Origin of the sequence: Rhizobium sp. CB3060 (assembly GCF_025200735.1) — a bacterium.
Lineage (GTDB): Bacteria > Pseudomonadota > Alphaproteobacteria > Rhizobiales > Rhizobiaceae > Rhizobium.
Window position 1 is genome coordinate 3308338 of the sequence record NZ_CP104158.1, and the last position, 17871, is coordinate 3326208.

Annotated in this window: 10 protein-coding genes and 1 pseudogene; 5 read left to right on the forward strand and 6 right to left on the reverse strand. The window is 61.8% G+C overall.

Annotation, left to right across the window (positions count from 1 at the left end):
* The first annotated feature begins 106 nt into the window (after positions 1-106).
* Positions 107-349, forward strand: coding sequence for a hypothetical protein (locus tag N2601_RS16025; protein ID WP_104824725.1), 243 nt, complete (start codon positions 107-109; stop codon positions 347-349).
* A 134-nt stretch (positions 350-483) separates the two neighbouring features.
* Here N2601_RS16025 and N2601_RS16030 read toward each other — a convergent pair whose 3' ends face one another.
* Positions 484-1167: a TetR/AcrR family transcriptional regulator gene (locus N2601_RS16030; RefSeq protein WP_104824726.1), complete on the reverse strand. Its 684-nt coding sequence runs from the start codon at positions 1165-1167 to the stop codon at positions 484-486.
* A gap of 85 nt (positions 1168-1252) precedes the next feature.
* Here N2601_RS16030 and N2601_RS16035 point away from each other — a divergent pair, with 85 nt between their 5' ends.
* The 4 genes and pseudogenes from N2601_RS16035 (at position 1253) to N2601_RS16050 (ending at position 7238) form a co-directional block, all read left to right on the forward strand.
* Positions 1253-2563, forward strand: coding sequence for an efflux RND transporter periplasmic adaptor subunit (locus N2601_RS16035; RefSeq protein ID WP_104824727.1), 1311 nt, complete (start codon positions 1253-1255; stop codon positions 2561-2563).
* 8 nt (positions 2564-2571) lie between these two features.
* Positions 2572-5718, forward strand: coding sequence for an efflux RND transporter permease subunit (locus N2601_RS16040; protein ID WP_104824728.1), 3147 nt, complete (start codon positions 2572-2574; stop codon positions 5716-5718).
* A gap of 140 nt (positions 5719-5858) precedes the next feature.
* Positions 5859-6881 (forward strand): zinc-binding alcohol dehydrogenase family protein, encoded by a 1023-nt coding sequence (locus N2601_RS16045; protein WP_104824729.1) that lies wholly within the window; start codon positions 5859-5861, stop codon positions 6879-6881.
* 97 nt (positions 6882-6978) lie between these two features.
* A pseudogene (locus N2601_RS16050) lies at positions 6979-7238 on the forward strand (FitA-like ribbon-helix-helix domain-containing protein).
* A gap of 129 nt (positions 7239-7367) precedes the next feature.
* Here N2601_RS16050 and N2601_RS16055 read toward each other — a convergent pair.
* From N2601_RS16055 to N2601_RS16075, 5 genes are all read right to left on the reverse strand, one after another.
* Complete coding sequence (locus N2601_RS16055; protein ID WP_104824730.1) at positions 7368-10475, reverse strand: efflux RND transporter permease subunit; 3108 nt, start codon at positions 10473-10475, stop codon at positions 7368-7370.
* Positions 10472-13591 carry an efflux RND transporter permease subunit gene (locus tag N2601_RS16060; protein WP_104824731.1) on the reverse strand — a complete coding sequence of 1040 codons (3120 nt, stop codon included), beginning with the start codon at positions 13589-13591 and terminating at the stop codon, positions 10472-10474. The genes N2601_RS16055 and N2601_RS16060 overlap by 4 nt, the downstream gene beginning before the upstream one ends.
* Positions 13588-15096: an efflux RND transporter periplasmic adaptor subunit gene (locus N2601_RS16065; protein ID WP_104824732.1), complete on the reverse strand. Its 1509-nt coding sequence runs from the start codon at positions 15094-15096 to the stop codon at positions 13588-13590. The genes N2601_RS16060 and N2601_RS16065 overlap by 4 nt, the downstream gene beginning before the upstream one ends.
* A gap of 369 nt (positions 15097-15465) precedes the next feature.
* The gene (locus N2601_RS16070) at positions 15466-16629 is read right to left on the reverse strand and encodes an amidase (RefSeq protein ID WP_104824733.1); all 1164 of its coding nucleotides are present in this window, start codon (positions 16627-16629) and stop codon (positions 15466-15468) included.
* A 100-nt stretch (positions 16630-16729) separates the two neighbouring features.
* Entirely contained in the window at positions 16730-17836 is a 1107-nt protein-coding gene (locus N2601_RS16075; protein ID WP_260303197.1) for an RHE_PE00001 family protein, read from the reverse strand.
* Between the last annotated feature and the right edge of the window lie 35 nt (positions 17837-17871).

The window sequence follows — 17871 nt, forward strand, 5'->3', positions numbered from 1 at the left end:
TCACGCTGTATGTCACGCGCCAAGGTGTCCGACTTGAGTTAATGTCTGCTCATGTTCCTGGCGATGAGTATCTAGTTCGCCAGGAACGGGGGCAAAGGGGCATGACATGACAGCAATACTTCCTATCGAAATGGCACATCACGATTCGGATTCACTGAAAGAATTGGCGTCGATCGCACGGTTGATCACCTATGCGCGTCAAAGCGCCAAGAGCATGAACGCCGAATTCCCGGTCTGGTGCCTCGATCTCGCGCTCGGAGCCGTCTTGCAGGAAATGTACGCAAATGGCCTGCAGATGCCGCTCTTCGAAGAAGGCGTAGACAAAGTGAATAGGGCTGTCGCACACTAAGCGCAGTTTTTAGGTTTTCTGGCGGGGGGCCGGAGAAAGATGCCGGTGTGGTTCTTCGGAGCCATGCCGGCATCGCTTTTGTGGCGGGAGCTGATCTCGAAACGTCCGGCGTCGTTTAGCGAACGACTGAAAGCCTATCGGCGCTTCCGATGCGCCTGCACACCCGCCAGGAAGATTGCTATACAATGACGCAGATGCCGCAGCCGGGTTTCGCGGTCTGGCCAGTCGTTCAGCTTGCCGGGATGCGAAATCATCGCGCCGAAGATCATGTTCATCAGCATGCGCGCGCCGCTTGCGGCATCGGCAATCTCGATCAGGCCGCGTTTCTGCTGCAGGCGGAGCCAATCGGCCAGCATCTGCCGCGACTGTTCGGCACCGTAGGTGCGCAGCAGCGACGCCATTTCGGGAAACCGCTGCGCTTCGTTCACGGCAAAGTGAATGAAGGCCTCGCGGTCCCGCTCCGCCACTTCATCGATGTCGATCATGAAAATCTGTTCCAGCGCTTTGTCGAGCGGCAGATTTTCCTTGGGGTCGCGCGGCAGGGCCAGCATCGAGGCACGATGCTCGGCGATGATCGCCATAAACAGCTCGGTCTTGCTCGAAAACAAGCGGTAGAGGGTCTGCTTGGAAATCCTGCACCGCGCCGCGACGAGATCCATGGTCGTGCCGCCGTAGCCAAGCTCATGAAACGTCGCGCGGGCTTCCGCGACGATCTCCGCCCGCTTTGCGTCGTCACTCGCGGTCTTCGGACGGCCGCGCGGGCGGCGAGCGGCAGTTTGCTCTGCTTCCCTAGCTCTTGCCCCCGTCCGTGCTTCCATTCCCAACCTCAAAAAAAGCCAAATGACATTGACATTTATAGCGGTACAAATATTTTCTGTACTAATTGGTACTGTAAATAAGGCAATGGGAAATAGCAACGTGGAAAAGCGCGCCTCTTCTACCCCTGTATTCGTACGTCCGGCGGCATCCAAACGCCTCCCAGCCACACGCATCTCATTGGTTGCCGCAGGGATCGCCGCCACGTTGCTGCTGGCGGGCTGCAACGAGCAGAAGGCCGCGCAAAACAATGCACCGGCCGTCAAGACCGAAGTCAGCGCCATGACGCTGCACCCGCAATCGGTTGCGATCACCGCGGAGCTGCCCGGCCGCACCAGCGCCTACCTGATCGCCGAAGTGAGGCCGCAGGTCGGCGGCATCATCCGCAGCCGTAATTTCAAGGAAGGCAGCGAGGTCAAGGCGGGCGACGTGCTCTACGAAATCGACCCCGCCACCTATCAGGCCGCCTATGACAGCGCCGCCGCCGCTCTGCAGAAGGCAGAAGGCGCCATACCGAGCGCACAGGCCAAGATGGATCGTTACAAGGGATTGAGCGCCCAGAACGCTGTCAGCCAGCAGGACTACGACACTGCGCAGGCGACGCTTGTCCAGGCGCAGGCCGATGTCGCCTCCGCCAAGGCCGCGCTCGAGACCGCACGGATCAATCTCGACTACACCAAGCTGCGCGCACCGATCGGCGGCCGTGTCGATGCCTCGACGGTCACGGTCGGCGCGCTCGTCACCGCCGACCAGACGACGGCGCTGACCACCATCCGCCAACTCGACCCGATGAATGTCGACGTGACGCAGTCAAGCACCAACCTGCTTGAGTTCCGCCGCGCCATTGCGGAAGGCCGATTGAAGACGAGTGGTGACAACGTCTCCGTCCACCTGACGCTGGAAGACGGTTCCGACTACAAGCAGACCGGCAAACTCCAATTTTCGGAGGCCTCTGTCGCCGAGACCGTCGGAACGATCACCGTACGCGCTGTCTTCCCCAATCCGGAACGCGTGTTGCTGCCCGGCATGTATGTTCGCGCAAGCATCGAGGAAGCTGTCGCGGAAAACAGCTATCTCCTGCCGCAGCGCGCCGTCTTCCGCAACACCAAAGGCGAACCGACGGCGATGTTCGTGACCGCCGACAACAAGGTACAGCAGCGTGTGCTGAAGGTGCAACGCAGCGTCGGCAATAGCTGGCTGGTGAACGAAGGCATGCAGGATGGCGACCGTCTGGTCGTGGAAGGCAGCCAGCGCGTCCGGGACGGCCAGGAAGTCAATGTCGCCGCCGTCACGATCGATGACGCGACCGGCGAAGTAAAGCAGGTCGCCGGCGAGCCCGCTGAACAGGCCAAGCTGGAAAAGACCGAAACCCAGCCCGCCTCTGGCGCCCAGAAGTGAGGTAAGCGATGTCGCGTTTTTTCATCGACCGGCCGATCTTTGCCTGGGTCATCGCCATCGTCATCATGCTGGCCGGAGCGTTGTCGATCCTGACGCTGTCGATCTCGCAATATCCGCAGATCGCACCGACGACGGTGAGCATCAACGCGAACTATCCCGGCGCGGATGCCGCAACCGTCGAGAATTCGGTGACCAAGGTCATCGAGCAGGGCATGACCGGCATCGACAATCTCGACTACATGACATCGACGTCGACATCGACGGGCCAGGCCTCCATCTCGCTGACCTTCACCAACAAGGCCGATTCCGACGTCGCGCAGATGCAGGTGCAGAACAAGCTGCAGCTCGTCACCGCGCAATTGCCGCAAACGGTGCAGTCGACGGGTATCACCGTTTCCAAGTCGACATCGAACTTCCTGATGGTCGTGGGCTTCGTGTCGAAGGACGGCAAGCTGAATTCCAACGACCTTGCCGACTATGTTTCCAGCACGCTGAATGACACGCTGAAGCGCATCGAAGGCGTCGGCAACACTCAGATCTTCGGCGCCGGCTATGCCATGCGCATTTGGGTCGATCCGGATAAGCTGGCCAAATACCAGTTGATGGTCAGCGACGTCACCAACGCGATCCAGTCGCAGAATTCGCAGGTCTCGGCCGGCCAGCTCGGCGCGCTGCCGCAGCGAAAGGGCCAGCAGCTCAATGCAACGGTCACGGCCAAGAGCCGCCTGCAGACGCCCGAGCAGTTCAACAACATCATCCTGAAGAGCCAGTCCGATGGCTCGCTGGTCCGCCTCAACGATGTCGCGACGGTCGAGCTTGGAGCGGAAAGCTACACCACGTCGAGCACCTATAACGGCCATCCTTCGGCCGGTCTCGCCGTCATGCTCGCTTCCGGCGCCAATGCCATCAATACCGCGGAAGCGGTGAGATCGACCATCAGCAGCTTGAGCCAGACTCTCCCGCCGAATGTCGAAATCGTCTATCCCTACGACACGACGCCCTTCGTCAAGCTATCGATCGAAGACGTGGTCAAGACGCTGTTCGAAGCTATCGTACTCGTCTTCATCGTCATGTTCGTCTTCTTGCAGAACATCCGCGCTACCTTGATCCCGACGCTCGCCGTTCCCGTCGTGCTGCTCGGCACCTTCGGCGTGCTGTCGCTGTTTGGCTATTCGATCAACACATTGACAATGTTCGGCATGGTGCTGGCGATCGGCCTCTTGGTCGACGACGCCATCGTTGTCGTCGAAAACGTCGAGCGCGTGATGGAGGAGGAAGGTCTTTCGCCGCGCGAGGCGACGATCAAGTCGATGCAGGAAATTACCGGTGCTTTGATCGGCATCGCGACGGTTCTCTCTGCCGTGTTCATCCCGATGGCCTTCTTCTCGGGCTCAGTCGGCGTCATCTACCGGCAGTTCTCGGTGACGATCGTCTCGGCGATGATCCTGTCGGTCATCGTCGCGCTGATCCTCACGCCGGCACTCTGCGCCACCATTCTGAAGAGGCCCGAGCACGGTTCCAAGCAGCGTGGCGCCTTCGGATGGTTCAACCGCAATTTCGAGCGCGCAACGCTTCGCTACCAAAGCGGCATTCACGGCATGATCCGCCTGACGGCGGTCTTCCTGCTGGTGTTCGTGTTGATCGGCGGCGCCGTCGGCTATCTGTTCAACCGCCTGCCGAGCTCGTTCCTGCCAGATGAGGATCAGGGCATCCTCCTGACCGCCATCCAGCTTCCGCCGGGTGCCACGAATTCCCGCACCTGGACCGTACTTAACACGGTGAAGGACTATTATCTCAACAATGAGAAAGACTATGTCGAAGGCGCTTTCGCCGTCGCCGGTTTCGGCTTCAGCGGTCAGGGCCAGAATGTCGGCATCGTTTTCGTCCGATTGAAGGACTTTGCCGAGCGGAAGACGCCACAATCGAAAGCACAGGCGATTGCCGGCCGCGCCATGGGCGCCTTTTCGAAAATCAAGGATGGCAGCGTCTTTGCGCTCGCGCCGCCGGCCATTCCCGGCTTCGGCAGCTCCAGCGGTTTCGATTTCTTCATCAAGGACATCAACGGCGCAGGCCATGCTAGCCTGATCGCCGCCCGCAACCAGTTGCTGGGCGCAGCAGCGCAGAATAAGAAGCTCTTCGGCACGCGTCCCAACGGCCAGGAAGACACGCCGCAATATTCGCTGAACATTGATCAGGAAAAGGCGAGCGCGCTGAACATCGCACTCTCCGACATTGACACGACGCTCTCGACCGCCTGGGGCGGTACCTATGTCAACGACTTCATCGATCGTGGCCGCGTCAAGAAGGTCTATGTTCAGGCGGATAAGAATTTCCGCATGCAGCCGGAGGACTTCGGCCGCTGGTATGTGCGCAATTCCGATGGTGCCATGGTGCCCTTCTCCGCCTTCTCGAAGGGCGAATGGACCTATGGCTCGCCGCGTCTCGAACGCTACAACGGCTCGTCCGCCGTCGAAATCCAGGGTTCCGCCGCTCCCGGCGTCTCCTCCGGCGACGCCATGAACCAGATCGACCAGATCATGGCAAGCTTGCCGCCGGGCTTCAGCCATGAATGGACGAGCCTCTCGGCCCAGGAAAAGCTTTCCGGCAATCAGGCGACCCAGCTCTATGCCATCTCCATCCTGGTCGTCTTCCTGGCGCTGGCCGCCCTCTACGAAAGCTGGTCGATCCCGCTTGCCGTCATGCTGTCGGTGCCGATCGGCATTTTCGGTGCCCTTCTCGCCGCCACCATTTTCGGCCAGTCGAACGACGTCTATTTCAAGGTCGGCCTGCTGACGACCATAGGATTGGCGGCCAAGAACGCCATTCTGATCGTCGAATTCGCGATCGAGCAGCAGGCGAACGGCAAGGATCTGATCCCGGCGACGCTGGAAGCGGCCCGTCAGCGCCTTCGACCGATCCTGATGACCTCGCTCGCCTTCATCCTCGGCGTGATGCCGCTGGCGATCGCCAACGGCGCAGGCTCCGGCAGCCAGAACTCGATCGGCATCGGCGTCATGGGCGGCATGATCTCGGCGACCGTACTCGGCATCTTCTTCATCCCCTTGCTCTTCGTCTCCGTGCGTCGCATCTTCAAGGGCGGGAAGCGGCCGACAAGCACCACTACATCCGAGCCAACCCCGGACACGGCGCACTAGAGCGGTTCAGCGTTTCACGGAATCGCTTTCCCGCTCTACACCTTTGTTTTTACGCATCCCGGACGGAAAACCGCTTCGCACTTTTCCTGGAATTGCTTTAAGAAGCGTCACTTGCATGGCTTTTAAGGGAGGAGAATGCTGTGATCAGGGCTTTGATGATCGAGGCGGAAAACGTGACGCGCTTCCACGAGGTCCCGGAAGGACCGTTGGGCGCCGGCCAGGTCCGCGTCGGTGTCCGGCACATCGGGCTCTGCGGCAGCGACCTCAACACCTTCAAGGGCCTCAACCCCCTGGTGAAGCTGCCGCGCATTCCCGGCCATGAAATCGGCGGCGAGATCCTTGCCGTCGGCCCCGGTGTTGATCCCGCCTATGCGCCCGGCCGCCGTGTCATCGTCATGCCGTACACGAATTGCGGCGAGTGCACCTCCTGCCGCAAGGGCCGGCTCAATGCCTGCCGCTACAACAAGACGCTCGGCGTGCAGCAGGATGGCGGTCTGGCCGAGGAGATCGTGCTGCCGGCTGAAAAGCTGATCCTCAACGATACACTGCCGCCGCGCCATCTGGCTTTGGTCGAGCCGCTATCCGTTGGTTTTCATGCGGTTGAACGCGGACGGGTGGCGAAAGGCGATCGCGTCGTTGTGCTTGGCTGCGGCATGATCGGCATGGGCGTCTTGATCGCCGCCGTCGCTCGCGGCGCCGAGGTCATCGCCGTCGATCTCAGCGAGGAAAAACGCGCGCTTGCCCGGCAATTCGGTGCCGTCGAGGCGATCGATGCGGGCAGCGAGGATGTCGTCGCCAGGGTCAGCGAATTGACGGGTGACGATGGCGTGGATGTCGCTTTCGAGGCGGTCGGCCTGGCCGCGACCTTCACCCAAGCCATCGATCTCGCCTGCTTCGGCGGCCGTGTCGTCTATGTCGGCTATTCCAAGGCGCCGGTCACCTACCAGACACAGTTCTTCAACCTGAAGGAACTCGACATCATGGGCTCCCGCAACGCCCTGATGCGCGATTTTCAAAACGTCATCAGCCATCTCGAGGAGATCGGCGACAAGGCCGATGCGCTGATCTCGAAGGTCTTCCCTTTTGAAGAAGCGGAAAAAGCGCTGCCCTATTGGGATAGCCACCGCAATGCGCTCAAGATTGTGATTGAGCGCGGCGCTTAGCGCTGCGGCGAATGGCGTCTCCGATTCGCCCACGGAATGATGAGGGCCAAATTCCCAATTTAAAAATCTGCCATCGATGATTAATGTGCAATCATTGATGATAGGAGAGGCCCCTTTAGCCAGCATGACGATCCGCAATATCGATGATCATCTGAAGGCACGACTGCGCGCGCGGCAGCATATGGACGATCGATGGAAGATGAGGCACGCGATATCCTGCGAGCTGCATTGTCGACTGAGGAAACACGGCAGCCAAATTTAGCGGAGGCAATTCGCCGTCGGATGGCTGCAACCGGCGGCCTCGTATTGGAGATCGCGCCACGCGAACCGATCCGACCGGTCGAACTTGACCCATGATCATCCTCGATTCAGCGATCACAGGATCGCGAGGAGCAATGCTGGCCACACGCAACGTGCCGGATTTTCTGAACACCGGAATTGCGATGGTCAACCATGGGACCATCGCGGCTGAACCCCGACACCCAATCATGCCGACGTCGAGGACATAGGCGTCTCTGCCGGTTGCTTCGTCGACCACCGACTGTGCAGCTTTGCCAGCATCAGGTAGATGATTGGCGTCGTGTAGAGTGTCAGCACCTGCGAGACAATCAGGCCGCCGACGATGGTGATGCCGAGGGGGCGGCGAAGCTCGGCGCCGGGGCCGGTGGCGATGATCAGCGGGATGGCGCCCATCAAGGCGGCGAGCGTGGTCATCAGGATCGGCCGGAAGCGTTTCAGGCAAGCCTCGTAGATCGCCTCCTCCGACGGCAGGCCGAGCTTGCGTTCGCCCTGCAGCGCGAAATCCACCATCATGATGCCGTTCTTCTTGACGATGCCGATCAGAAGGATGATGCCGATGAAGGCGATGATTGTCAGTTCCGTGCCGCTGATGACCAGCGCCAGCAGCGCCCCGAGACCGGCTGATGGTAGCGTCGAGATGATCGTCAACGGGTGCGCCAGGCTCTCGTAGAGGATCCCGAGGACGATATAGACCGTCAGCAGCGCCGCCAGGAGCAACAGCGGCTGGCTGCTCGAAGATTGTGTGATGCTGGCCGCATCGCCGGCAAAATCCGCATGCAGCGTATCCGGCAGATGCATTTGCAGCACCGCCTGTTGAATGGCATCGTTTGCTGCCTCCAGCGTGGTATTGAGCGCCAGATTGTAGGAGATGGTGACGGAAGGATATTGCCCCTGATGATTGACCACCAGCGGCGCTAGAGTCCGTTCGACCGAGGCCACCGCACTGAGCGGGATCTGGATGCCGCCAGACGCCGGCACGTAAAGCTTGGAAATATCATTGGGATCGCGGGCATAGCTGGGATCGGCCTCCAGCACCACGCGATATTGATTGCGCTGGGTATAGATGGTCGACACCTGCCGCTGCGCGAAGGCGTTGTTGAGCGCCGCGTCGATCGACTGGATGCTGACGCCGAGCCGCGAGGCTTCATCACGATTGATATTGACCGTCGCCTGCAAGCCGTTCGGCTGCCGGTCGGTGGCGACATCGGTCAGCCCCGGCAGCGTCTGCAGGCGTGCCAGCACTTTCGGCGCCCAATCCACCAGCTCGTCGTAATTCGCGCCCCAGAGCGTGAACTGATATTGCGACTGCGATTGGCGCCCGCCGGCGCGAATATCGCCCGGCGAAAACAGGAAGGTGCTGAGACCGGGAATGGCCATCAGTTGCTTGCGCAGCCGGTCTATCACCTCGGAGGTCGAGACGCGTTCCGATTCGGGCTTCAGAGAAATGAACAATTGCCCGCGATTGATCGAACTGGAAAACCCGCCGCCGCCCACGGACGAGCCGACACCGGAGACGGCCGGATCCCTGGCGACCATATCGGCCGCCTGCTGCTGCAGCTTGACCATGGCGGGATAGGAGATGTCGGTCGCCGCCTGCGTGCCGCCCTGAATGAAGCCGGTATCATCCTGCGGAATGAAGCCCTTCGGCACCTTGATATAAAGATAGGCTGATATGACGACGCAAGCGAGGATGACGAGGACGGAGAGCACGCGATGATGCAGCACCGCCTTCAGCGTCCGACCGTAGAAATTGGTGATTGCGCCGAGCGTTCCTTCGACGATCCGGCCGAACAGGCCCGGCCGGGCCTCCATGTCGCGCGCCCGCAGCCGGTGGCCGCAGATCATCGGCGTCAGCGTCAGGGACACCAGGGTCGAGACGACGATGGTGAAACCGAGCGTCAGCGAGAAAGTCTGGAAGAAGCGGCCGACAATGCCGCCCATGAAGAACAGGGGAATAAAGGCGGCAAGCAGTGAAAGGCTGATCGAAACGACCGTGAAGCCGATCTGTTTCGCGCCCTCAAGTGCGGCCCGCATCGGCTTCACGCCGGTTTCGAGATTGGCATAGATGTTCTCGATCATCACGATGGCGTCGTCGACGACGAAACCGACGGAAACGGCAAGCGCCATCAGCGACAGATTGTCGATCGACAGTCCGAAGAGCCACATGGCGGCAAAGGTGCCGCAGAGCGACAATGGCACGGTGACCCCGGCTGCGAAAGTCGTCGTGGCGCGCCGCAGGAAGACGAAGACCACGGCCATGACCAGGCAGATGGTAGCAAGCAGCGTCCATTGCATATCGGTGACGCTGGTATGGATCGTCGTGGTGCGGTCGGAAAGAACCGAGATGTGGACACCGGACGGAATGAGGCTCTGCAATTCGGGGATCAGCGCCTTGACGCCATCCACCGTGGCAATGACGTTGGCGTTCGCTTCCTTGGTGATGTTGAGCAGCACGGCCGGTTTGCCGTCATACCAGGCATCCGAGCGGCTATTGCGCACGCCGGGCTCGACGGTGGCGATATCGGAGAGACGAACGGCCGTGCCGTCGCCGCTCTGCACGATGATCCGGCCATAATCTTCCGGCGTCCGGAGCTGGCCATTCATGGAAATGGAGAAGGCGGCATTGCTGCCGTCGATCGAGCCGATGGGGCCGAGCACATTGGCGTTGACGATTGCCGTGCGAACGCTGTCTAGCGACAGACCCATGGCGGAGAGCCTGTCGGGATCGAGCCTGACGCGCACGGCCGGCTGGTCGGCGCCGCTGACCGTGACGCCGCCGACGCCGTCCACCTGCGAGATGCGCTGTACCACCACGGTATCGGCCGCGTCATAGATGGCGCTTGGCGACACATTGTCCGATGTCAGCGCCAGGATCAGCACGGGCGCCGCCGCCGGGTTGATCTTGCGGAAGGAAGGCAAGGTCGGCAGATCGCCGGGCAGGTCGGTCGCCGCCGCGTTCAGCGCTGCCTGCACGTCCTGCGCCGCGCCGTCGACGCTGCGCGACAGATCGAATTGCGCGACGATGCTGCTCGATCCAAGCGAACTGACCGAAGTCAACTGCGTGATGCCGGCAATCGTGCCGAGATGTCGCTCCAGCGGCGCCGCGACGCTTGCCGCCATGCTGGCGGGGTCGGCGCCGGGGCGGCTGGCGGAGACGACGATCGTCGGCAGATCAACAGTCGGCAGGCTCGCCACCGGCAGAAAACGATAGGAAACGATGCCGAGGATCATCAGCCCGATCGCCAGAAGCGTCGTTCCGACAGGACGTTTGATGAAAGGCTCGGAGAGGCTCATGTCCCGCCACCCGCGACTTCGTCCAGTTCCGGAGCCGGCGTGCCCGTCGGACGCCCGACGATCCGGGCACGCAGGCTTTCGAAAGCAAGATAGATCACCGGCGTCGTATAGAGCGTCAGAAGCTGCGACAGCACCAGGCCGCCGATGATGGTGATGCCGAGCGGGATGCGCAGCTCCGCTCCGGTACCTTGCGCCAACGCCAATGGCAGTGCGCCGAAGAGCGCCGCAAGCGTCGTCATCATGATCGGGCGGAAACGCAGGATCGAGGCTTTCAGGATCGCCTCGCGCGGCGCCAACCCCTCCTTGCGTTCGGCCTCCAGCGCGAAGTCGATCATCATGATCGCGTTCTTCTTCACGATACCCATCAGCAGCACGATGCCGATCAGTGCGATGATCGACAGGTCCTGTCCGAACAGCATCAATGCCAGCAGCGCACCGACGCCCGCCGACGGCAAAGTCGACAGGATCGTCACGGGATGCACGGCGCTCTCGTAAAGCAGGCCAAGGACAATATAGATCGTCACGACAGCCGCCAGGATCAGCCAGGGCTCGCCCGCAAGCGACGAGGCAAATTCCTCTGCATCGCCGGAATAATTGCGCTGGATCGAACTTGGCATGCCGATATCGCGCTCCGCCGCCTGAATCTCGGTGACGGCCTCGCTGAGCGACGCGCCCTTGGCGAGATCGAAACTGAGCGTCACGGCCGGAAACTGTTCGTCATGGCTGATGACCAACGGTGCCGTCATGAACGACGCCGTCGTAAAGGCGTTGAGCGGCACCTGTGTATCGCTGGCGCCGGCGACGTAGAGCTTGTCGAGAGATTTCGGATCGGACTGATATTGCGGTGCAGCCTCGAGGATGACGCGATACTGATTGACTTGCCCGTAGATCGTGGCGATCTGGCGCTGGCCGAAAGCGTCGTTCAGCGTGTCGCTGACGGCCTGCATCGAGACGCCGAGTCGCGAAGCGGTTTCGCGGTCGACATTGACGAAGATGCGGCCGCCGCCCATCTCGACTTCCGAGGCGACGTCGATCAGCTTCGGGCTCTGCTGCAGCCGCTGCGCCAGTTTTTCCGCCCACTCCACCACCGTCGCCGTATCCGTGCCTGTCAGCGTATATTGATAGGGCGCACGGCTGACGCGCGTGCTGATCGAGATGCCTCGCACGCTCTGGAACGTAACGTGGATGCCGGGCAGATCGGCCACTTCACCACGCATGCGGTCGATGATATCGGCCGCCGACGCCGCGCGCTGGCTCCTGGGCTTCAGTACCAGGCTGAGATTGCCGGTGTTGGGCGTCAGGTTGGTGGCGCTGGTGCCGACAACCGAGACGATACCGGTTACGTCAGGGTCTTTGCGTAACCGCTCGGCCACGATCTCCTGCGTCTGCTTCATCGCTTCGAAGGAGATGGTCGGCTCGGTTTCGACGACGGCGGTGATCAGGCCGGTATCCTGCGGCGGCAGGAAGCCTTTCGGAATGACGATGTAAAGGGCGATCGTAGCGGCAAGCGTTGCCACCGTGACCAGCAGCATGAATCCGCTGCGGTCCACCGCCCAGACGAGGCTGCGACGGTAGCCTTCGACCAGCCGTCCCATGCCGCGATCGGTGCCCGCCAGCAAACCGCCGCGATGCTCCTTCGGCTTGCGCAGGATGCGGGAGCACATCATGGGCGTCAACGTCAGCGAAATCACCGCCGACACCACCACGGCGATGGTCAGCGTCAACGCGAACTCGCGGAACATACGCCCGACGATGCCGGTCATGAACAGCAGCGGGATGAAGACGGCGATCAGCGAGAACGTCAGCGAGATGATGGTGAAGCCGATTTCGCCGGCGCCCTTCAGCGCCGCCTGCATCGGGCTCTCGCCCTCCTCGATATGGCGGGCGATGTTCTCGATCATCACGATGGCATCGTCGACGACGAAACCGGTGCCGATGGTGAGCGCCATCAGCGATAGATTATCGAGGCTGAAGCCGGCGAACCACATGACGCCGAAGGTCGCGATCAGCGACAGCGGCAAGGCCACGCCGGCGATGAAAGTCGCCGTCACCGTCCGCAGGAACAGGAGAACGACGAGGATGACCAGGCCGATGCTGACGACGAGCGTCCATTGTACGTCATGGATCGAAGCACGGATCGTCTCGGTGCGGTCGTTGACGATGTCGAGCGAGATACCGGCCGGCAGCGCCTGCTTCAGCCGCGGGATCTGCTTCTGCACGCCCTCGACCGTCTGGATGACGTTGGCGCCCGGTTGGCGCATGATGTCGAGGATGACAGCCGGCTGACCCTGATACCAGGCGCCGACCCGGTTGTTCTCCAGCCCTTCGACGACGGTGGCGACATCCTTCAACTGCACCGGCGCATTGTTGCGATAGGCGACGATCACGGACTTGTAGATGTCGGGATCGACGATCTGATCGTTGGCGGCGAGCGTGAAGCTCTGCTGCGTGCCGTCGAGCGCGCCCTTGGCGCCGGCAACGCTGGCATTGGTGATTGCGGTGCGCAGATCCTCCAGCGCCAGACCATAAGAGGCAAGCCGCGGCAGGTCGGCCTGGATGCGGATCGCCGGCTTGACGCCGCCCTGGATGTTGACATCGCCGACCCCTGAAACTTCGCTTAGTCGCTGTGCCATCATCGTATCGGCGAAATCGCTGAGTTCGCGGATCGAATAGCTGTTGGAGCGCAGCGCCAGCGTGACGATCGGCGTATCGGCGGGGTTCACCTTCGAATAGGTCGGCGGATAGGGCAACGTGCGCGGCAATGTCGAACCGGCGGCATTGATCGCCGCCTGCACATCCTGGGCCGCGCCATCGATATCGCGGCCGAGATCGAACTGCAGGGTGATCTGGCTGATGCCGAAGGCACTCGAGGAGGTCATCGACGCCAACGACGGGATCTGCCCGAGCGGCCGCTCCAGCGGCGCGGTCACCAATGCCGCCATCGTATCGGGATCGGCGCCCGGCAGTTGCGTCGTCACCTGGATCGTCGGAAAATCCACCTGCGGCAGCGGAGCGACCGGAAGGAAGAGAAAGCCGAGAATGCCGCCCAACAGCACCGCGACCCCGAGAAGCGAGGTGGCGACAGGCCTGGAGATGAAGAGCGACGAGACGTTCATTGCTGTTGAGTTGACGTAGCGGGTGGATTGGTGGAAGCGGCATCGCCCCCGCCGGTATTGGCGTTGGGATTGGCATCATTGCCGCCGGCACCATCCGCCTTCTGCCTGCGGTGACCACCATTGCCACCGCCCTGGCCATTATGCTGGCGATGCGGCCGCTGGCCATCACTGGCCGTATTGCCGTTGGTTTGGGTCTGATTGGTTTGGTTTGCGTTTTCGGCAACCGGCTGCCCATCGACCGCGGGCGTCGTTGCAGGCGGTGCGCCCGCGCCGGCCCCTTCGGAAATCTGTACTTTCGAACCGTCCTGTAGGCGCGCAAAGCCCGTCGTCACCACCTTGTCGCCCGGGGCTACGCCATCGGCGATGACGGCCTGTACATCGTCCTGCTGGCGCACCGTTACCGGCTTCATGGCAACCGTTTGATCCTGTCGGACGATGTAGACAAAGGTGCCGTTCGGGCCACGCTGCACGGCAGCGGTCGGAATGACCGTCACGCCCTTCAGCGTCTCGACAAGCAGGCGGGCGTTGACGAAGGCGCCGGGCCAGAGCGCCAGCTTGTCGTTCGGAAAATTGGCCTTCAGCTTCACCGTACCCGTGGTGGGATCGACCTGGTTGTCGACCACCGCCAGCGTGCCGTTGTCGATCACCGTCTGACCGTTGCTTGCGATCGCCTGGACGGAAAGCGCACCCGCCGCGCTCGCCGCATTGACGCGGGCAAGCTGCTGCTGCGGAATGGAGAACAGGATGGAAATCGGCTTGATCTGCGACAGCGTCACTATGCCCGTCGCGTCCGACGAGCTGACGAGATTGCCGACATCGACATTGCGGATACCGGTGCGCCCGTCGATCGGCGCCTCGATCGTCGTATAGTCGAGCGTCGCCTGCGCGCTTTCGATGGCTGCCTGGTCGGACTGGATCGCCGCCGTATATTGCGCCACAAGCGATATCTGGGTATCGACCTGCTGCTGCGTGCCCGAAGCGCTCTGCACCATGCGCTGAAAACGATCGAGATCGCGTTTCGCGCCGGCCAGCAATGCCTCGTCCTGCGCCTTCTTGCCAATGGCCTGGTCGAGCTGGGCCTTATAGACGGCATCGTCGATGCGGGCGATGACGTCGCCCTTCTTGATGTCCTGGCCTTCCTCGAAACCGATTTCGACAATCTTGCCGCTGACTTGGGCGCGAACCGTCACCGTGTTCAGCGCCTTTACCGAGCCGACACCGTCGATATAGACCGGGACGTCGGCGGATTTCGCATCCGCCGCCAGCACTGGAACCGGACCGGTGAATTGCGAAAGACTGCCACGCCGCCGTCCGCCGCCTTGGCCAAAACCCTGCCCCTGATTGCCACGGTGTTCGCCCTGGGCCTGCTCGCCGGGCGCGGCCGCGCTCTGATAGCCGAGCAGACGCTCGGCACTGCCAAGCCAGCGATCGCGTGTCACATAGGCGCCGTAGGCCACGGCGCCAATCACTGCTACCGACATCAGGACCCGAAATGTCCGAGCCATCAACATACCTTCCTTCACAGCTCCGGCTTCAATGATCTACCGGTGCGATATAGGCGCGACTTTAGCTTGCAGCTTGTCGCTTAGGAATTTGGTAGGGCCATTAAATTTTGTCCATTTTTGTGTGGCTTAGCGCAACAAACTGTTACATTGGACGAAAACCAGGGTTGTGGTTGCAAATGAGCAAAGGCACACCATGTCCTCGCTGTCTTACAAACTCTGAGCGACGCTTATGGTTCGGGCAGCCGCTGGACGAGATCATTCCCGCCGTCGTCGGCATACTGGAAAATGGCTCCTGCCAAGCCGCGCAGCCATCGATTATCCAACGAATGCGGGCTGAAAATCAGGCAACAGGGGCCGCGAGGGCAGGCATCACAGCCTTTTCAGCAGATCCAACAACCCGCCATCGCAACCACGGCGGCCGATGACCGACAGCCCTACCGGTCCGCCGTCCATCTTCCCGGCCGGCATGGAAATCTGCGGCAGGCTGGCATGGCCGGCGATGGAGAGGAGGCCTATGGCCTGCTGCCGGTAGGCGTCGAATATCTCTTGCGATGAATCCCTGCGCGGCGCAGGACCCGGGCCCGTGGGGATGATCATCACCAAACCGCCGGCAAGTGCCGCGTCCATTGCAGTAGCAATTTCGTGGCGCACCGCATCGACCTTGGCAAAGGTCTCGTCGCTGACGGATCGCGCCACGGCGAAACGCGAGGCGATGTCAGGCCCGAGGTCGACATCATGCGCCTCGATCCAGCCGCCCAGCGCTTTCCATGCATCATAGCCCTGCCAGAAGCGAAAGGCTTCTGACCTTTCTTCCGGCCCGACGATCGGCAACGGATCGGTAACGGTTTTGTCGAACAACGCCGCGATCTTTTCCGTCATCGGCCGCAGCAATGCGGCAAGTCCCGGATCGACGCCCGTCCAGATATCCGAAGGCAGCCAGGCCGTCGAAAAATTCGCCTCGCCGGCAAGACCAAGGGCGCGACCGACGCGAACCAGCGTTTCGACATCGCGGGCAAACCAGCCAAGCGTATCGAAACCGGGGCTGAGCGGCACCACGCCGCCCATGTCGATCGCCCCATGACTGGGCCGCATGCCGAAAATACCGTTGAAGGAGGCCGGCAGCCGTACCGAGCCGCCGGTATCCGTCCCCAGCGCGAATTCCACCAGGCCGGCGGCGACCGCCGCAGCCGAGCCGGAAGAGGAACCACCCGGCACACGGTCGGGCGCCGCGCTGTTCAGCGGCGTGCCGTAATGCGCGTTGGTGCCCATCAGACTATAGGCAAATTCATCCATATGCGTCTTGCCGGCGAGCACTGCCCCCTCTGCCAGCAGTCGGGCGACGATAGGCGCATGCGCTACCGCCGGGCCATGGGCGCGCCGCCAGATCGGATTGCCGTTGCCGGTGATCCGCCCTTCGACATCGATATTGTCCTTGGCAGCAAAGGTCAGCCCCGCCACCGAGCCGCTATCCGTGGCACGGACGGGTTGTGCGAAGAGCTCGATGAAGGCATTGGCGGTATCGATCAGAGGCATGGGTGCATGTCCGTGAAGGCGGGAATATCAGGCTAGCCCCATTCCGTCCTACTAACAATGACGGCACCACCTTCCGATGAGCAATCTAGCGCTCACCGCATCAAAGGACACCCCAGCCGCGATAACGCCCGCGTCCGGTCATCTCGCGCACACCGAGTTCCGTCACCAGATTGAGGGCGCCACGGGAAGTGACGCCGACATGGCGGGCAACCATGCTGGCGGAGACGATGGGCCGGGAAAGCACGATCTCGATGACGCCGGGCAAACTGCTGTTCGACCGCCGATCCTTGAGCCGCTGTTCCATCTGTATCTTGGCGAGCGACAGGCGATCGAGCTCCTTCAGCCCCGCTTCGGCCGATAGTGCCATGGCTTCGAGAAAAGCGGTCAATCGCATGGTGCCATCCGGCGAGCGGCGGCGCTCCCGCCGTACGGACTTCAGCCCGGTATTGAGGCAGAAGAGGTGCGACGTGACTTTGCCGCGACTGCGAAGATAGGCGCTGACGAGCAGGCTGCCGAGCCAATGCTGCCGCCGCAGCGGCTCGATCCGCTCCCATGCATCGAACAGCACGGCACCACCCAAAGCCGGCGGCAGGAGATCGGCCTGGTGGATGACGGCGCGCCAGGTCTCCAGCCGCTCGTTCTCGTCCCAATCGTCGTCACGAATCAGGCCGAGCGGATCGTCTGCCATCACCATCCTGGCTTCGGGAATCTTTCCATCCAGCACCTGGCCGGAGCGGGCGATGACGGCATCGATCTCGGCAAAGTCCATGCCGAAATCATCATCATCGTCATCCTCCTCCTCTTCCATTTCGGCCGTCTCGATAGAGATGGGGCGCGGAGTGGCCGTTTCCTCGGCGTCGCCGACGTCGCCGCGCAGGGCGGCAATGCCGGCCATCCCCAGCCCCCAGTCCGGCTCGGCGCTCCACAGCCGTCGCCGGGCGCGCAGCACGGCATGCGCAATGACCAGCTCATGCGTCGGCGCGCGAGCGTCGACATGTGCATCATGCAGTACCAGATCCTCGACATGCACCAGTTCGCCGCCGACCCAGAGCGCGCCAACGGCATCGAAAAAATGCCCGCGCTCACGAAAACCGTTGCCGACAGCATGCCGCAACGCTCGCTCATCCAGCCGCGCCAGCATATCCTCTGCCCTGGTCATCGCGGGCAGAAGTGTCGTCAGCGGCAAGTTCGCAAGATCATATCGCATTGGAATCCCATGATTGATTTGATCTAACGGAAGTT

What these genes read in the sequence shown, in the direction of transcription:
- N2601_RS16065 (WP_104824732.1), bottom strand. Translation starts at nt 15,096, where the DNA reads ATGGCTCGGACATTTCGGGTCCTGATGTCGGTAGCAGTGATTGGCGCC.
- N2601_RS16070 (WP_104824733.1), bottom strand. Translation starts at nt 16,629, where the DNA reads ATGCCTCTGATCGATACCGCCAATGCCTTCATCGAGCTCTTCGCACAA.
- N2601_RS16025 (WP_104824725.1), top strand. Translation starts at nt 107, where the DNA reads ATGACAGCAATACTTCCTATCGAAATGGCACATCACGATTCGGATTCA.
- N2601_RS16030 (WP_104824726.1), bottom strand. Translation starts at nt 1,167, where the DNA reads ATGGAAGCACGGACGGGGGCAAGAGCTAGGGAAGCAGAGCAAACTGCC.
- N2601_RS16035 (WP_104824727.1), top strand. Translation starts at nt 1,253, where the DNA reads ATGGGAAATAGCAACGTGGAAAAGCGCGCCTCTTCTACCCCTGTATTC.
- N2601_RS16060 (WP_104824731.1), bottom strand. Translation starts at nt 13,591, where the DNA reads ATGAACGTCTCGTCGCTCTTCATCTCCAGGCCTGTCGCCACCTCGCTT.
- N2601_RS16055 (WP_104824730.1), bottom strand. Translation starts at nt 10,475, where the DNA reads ATGAGCCTCTCCGAGCCTTTCATCAAACGTCCTGTCGGAACGACGCTT.
- N2601_RS16040 (WP_104824728.1), top strand. Translation starts at nt 2,572, where the DNA reads ATGTCGCGTTTTTTCATCGACCGGCCGATCTTTGCCTGGGTCATCGCC.
- N2601_RS16075 (WP_260303197.1), bottom strand. Translation starts at nt 17,836, where the DNA reads ATGCGATATGATCTTGCGAACTTGCCGCTGACGACACTTCTGCCCGCG.